Consider the following 3,777-nt stretch of genomic DNA (forward strand, 5'->3'; position numbering starts at 1 on the left):
CCTCGCCGCCTCACGCGGCATCGTCCCCGTCCGCGACTCCAAAGACCCGAACGGCCCGGCGCTGAACTTCCCGGCCGCGTCGTTCACTTCATTCGTGGCGAGCATCAAGGCCGGCGAGTTCCCCCTGACCTGACCCGCTCCCAACTGTGCGTACCAACGGCCCCGTTACCTCTCGCAGGCAGCGGGGCCGTTCGGCTACGGTGCAAGAGGCCGCCGGCCTACCACCAGTCGGCCAAGACGAACCGGTTCGAAAGGGGCACCCCGTGACAACCGAATCCCCCCGTTGGTTCAAGTCCTCCTACAGCGGCAACGGCGGCGCCTGCATCGAGATCGCCGCCAACCTCGCCGCCTCACGCGGCATCGTCCCCGTCCGCGACTCCAAAGACCCGAACGGCCCGGCGCTGAACTTCCCGGCCGCGTCGTTCACTTCATTCGTGGCGAGCATCAAGGCCGGCGAGTTCCCCCTGGCCTGACCGCTCCCAACTGTGCGCACCTACGGCCCCGTTACCTCTCGCAGGCAGCGGGGCCGTTCGGCTACGGTGCAAGAGGCCGCCGGCCTACCACCAGTCGGCCAAGACGAAACGGTTCGAAAGGGGCACCCCGTGACAACCGAATCCCCCCGTTGGTTCAAGTCCTCCTACAGCTCCAACGGCGGCAACTGCGTCGAGATCGCCGCCAACCTCGCCGCCTCACGCGGCATCGTCCCCGTCCGCGACTCCAAAGACCCGCACGGCCCGGCGCTGAACTTCCCGCCGGCATCATTCACTTCATTCGTGGCGAGCATCAAGGCCGGCGAGTTCCCCCTGACCTGACCCGCTCCACCGCCGCGCGAACGACCCCGCTACGTCACATCGGTAGCGGGGTCGTTCGCCTGGCGGGCTGCGGTCAGGACAGTTTCAGGGTCGGACGGTACATGTCGATCCACAGCGCGAGGTCGAGCGTGCGCTCCAGGCCGCGCCGCGACGCCTGCGTGGTCAGTGCCGTGTTGATACGGCCGACTGCGTGCGCAACTCGTTCAACCGTCGTTGGTAGAGCGGTCCGGCCACCTGTGCGGCCCGTGCTTCGCTGGGGGCCGACCGCTCGATCACCGTGCCGGATGAAGCCCCTGGCAGGTGTCCGCCCCAGTCGGCAGGTCAACGCAGACTTCCCCTCGCATACCGCGCTCTCCGATATTCGGGACCGGGTGCGTCGTGTCTCCGAGATCAGGGTCGGGGCCGCCGTACCGTGTGCACCAACTACTGTTGCTGCACTTCCAGTTGCACACCTGTACCTGATTTCCAGTGCTTCGGGCCCACCGGCTGGCGACGGCCGGCGGACCCCCAGCACGGTCTGGAGTTCCATGGCCCGCCTGTTCCGGCCGGCTGGCGGGTTCTCCCCCACCGGCCAAGTACCCGATTTACGAGAAGGATTGTGAAATGACGTCAGCCGACGTGTCGACCCGGCCCGGTCCGCGCCCTGCCACCGATGAGCCGCGCCAAGTGCACTTGGTCGACCTGACCGTGATGCCAAGCGTCCGCTACAGCGCCGTACTCGGCTACATGCAGGCAGCCGCCCAGGCCGACCCGGAGCTCGCCGCGAACTGCTCCTTCACCAAGCACGTGTACATGAAGGCCGGGGACGCCTTCGAGGGCGCCTGCGCCAAGGTGCTGGACGCCCTGGACAACCCCATGGCCGTCGCCTTCACGGTGTACTACTGGAACCGGGCCAGCTCCACGGAGTTGGCCCGCAGGGTCAAGGAGCGCTGGCCGAACTGCCGCATCGTGCTCGGCGGCAACGACGTGACGCACCAGCAGGAGGCCGTGTTCGCGGAAGCACCCTGGGTGGACGTCCTCGTCCACGGCGAAGGAGAGATCCGCTTCCGCGACCTGCTGCGGGTCTTCCTGCACCAGGAGGAGCGGGCCGCTGCCGAGAAGGAACTGGCCGAAGTTCCCGGCATCAGTTTCCTGCGCACCGACGGCGAGGTGGAGACCACCGCCGAGGCCCCGCGCATCGCCGACTTCGACGAACTGCCCTCGCCGTTCGAGGGTGACGTCTGGTCCGACGAGGACATCGCGCAGTCCCAGATGCTGGTGTACGAGACCAACCGCGGCTGCCCCTACTCCTGCTCCTTCTGCTACTGGGGAACCGGGGCCACCAACTCCAGGGTCCGCCAGTTCTCGATGGAACGCATCAAGGCCGAACTGGAGCGGATCATCCGGGTCTGCGCCGACAACACCCGGATGTTCATCGCCGACGCCAACTTCGGCATGCTCGCCCGAGACGTCGAGATCGCCAACCACCTGGTGGAGCTGTGCCAGCGCTACAACAAGCGGCTGCTGGTGATGACCAACTGGGCGAAGAACACCAACGGCCGCGTCGTGGAGATCGCCAGCATCCTGTACAAGGCGAGGCTGACCGGCGCTATCACGCTGTCCGCACAGTCCTTCAACTCCGAGGTGCTGCAGATCGCGAACCGGAAGAACATCCGGGTGTCGCACTACCGCCGGATGCAGACCCAGTTCCGTGCCCTGGACATCCCGACCTACACCGACCTCATCTGGGGCCTGCCCGGTGAGACCCTCGTATCACTCCTCGAGGGCATAGAGGAGGCGATAGCCTCCGGCGGCTCACCCGTCATCTACCCGCTGTTCCTGCTGAACAACACCGACTACACGCACGAGCGGTTCCGCGACGAGCACGGTCTGAAGACCACGAACATGCCCTGCGACCCGGGCAGCACGGACCTGTTCTCCGATGTGGTGACCGAGCACGCGCGGATGCCGTTCGAGGACTGGCTCACCGGGATCGTCCTCCGGCTGCCGCTGACGCTCTTCCACAAGTGCCTGCTGCGCTGCACGCTGCGGGTGCTCGCCGAAACCTCGGGGGCGCGCACGGTCGACCTGCTCCAACTGCTCGAGACCTTCCTGCGTGAGAAGGTCGAGGACCCGGTCGTGGCCTGGCTGATGGCCGACTACGAGCGTGCCTGGCGCGAGCCGGACAACTTCGACGCCAAGACGATCTACGGCCACGCCGGGCGGTCGATGATCCAGGAGGAGATCCACTACCAGGCGATACTGCGCCGGATGGTGAGCGACGAGGACCGCGCCGCCCGGCATGCCCGCGACGCCGTGGACTTCCTGTACGAGGCGCTCGCCGAGCAGGGACGTCCGCTCCCGGACCGCGCCGAACTCGACAGGGTGACCGAACTGGACATGGCCGCGGCCGCGGTGTTCCGGGCCGGGATCACCCACGAGGCGGAGCAGCACGACATCGCCGTTCCGGCGCCGATGTACGAGGTGCTGCGGTCGTACGGCGACGTGCCCGCACAGTCCGGCCTGGCCTCATCGGCCGACGGCCTCGTGCACGGCCGTGTCGAGATACCCGAGTTCCGTGCGCGCTACCCCTTCAGCCCGTACACGCTGTCCGTCTGGCATGCAAGCGGACGCCCCCTGCACGATGTCGACATCAGCTTGACCGTGCAGCAACTGCCGGAACGAGGCACGGACGAGGACGAGGCGGATGCGGTGTCCCACATCGCGTAGTCACCTCGGCGCTGCCGGAGCCCACTCCAGGACGGCCCCCTCCCGCGAACGACCCCGCTACGTCACGCCGGTAGCGGGGTCGTTCGCCTGGCGGGCTGAGGTCAGGACAGTTTCAGGGTCGGACGGTACATGTCGATCCACAGCGCGAGGTCGAGCGTGCGCTCCAGGCCGCGCCGCGACGCCTGCGTGATCTGCGGGGTGTCGATGCGTACCGCGTGTTCCAGCGCCTTGCGGCTGACGAGGTCGAAGACCGGGT

The 3,777-nt window shown here is 67.4% G+C and carries 4 protein-coding genes; all 4 read left to right on the plus strand.

Annotated elements, in window-relative coordinates; genetic code table 11:
* Window positions 1-133: DUF397 domain-containing protein (locus AC13HU_RS33880; protein ID WP_483045826.1), on the plus strand; the 133-nt coding region annotated here is incomplete at its 5' end.
* Window positions 134-263: 130 nt separating this feature from the next.
* A complete protein-coding gene (locus tag AC13HU_RS33885) occupies window positions 264-473 on the plus strand; it encodes a DUF397 domain-containing protein (RefSeq protein ID WP_483045823.1) in 210 nt (69 codons plus the stop codon).
* A 129-nt stretch (window positions 474-602) separates the two neighbouring features.
* Window positions 603-812, plus strand: coding sequence for a DUF397 domain-containing protein (locus tag AC13HU_RS33890; protein WP_483045824.1), 210 nt, complete (start codon window positions 603-605; stop codon window positions 810-812).
* A gap of 603 nt (window positions 813-1,415) precedes the next feature.
* On the plus strand, window positions 1,416-3,521 hold the full coding sequence (locus AC13HU_RS33895) for a radical SAM protein (RefSeq protein ID WP_483045825.1): 2,106 nt from the start codon (window positions 1,416-1,418) through the stop codon (window positions 3,519-3,521).
* Window positions 3,522-3,777 lie beyond the last annotated feature (256 nt).

It is taken from the genome of Streptomyces sp. NH27, assembly GCF_056859195.1.

Bases quoted from the DNA above. Each gene is read 5' to 3' on its own strand.
- AC13HU_RS33895 (WP_483045825.1), top strand. From the start codon at position 1,416: ATGACGTCAGCCGACGTGTCGACCCGGCCCGGTCCGCGCCCTGCCACC.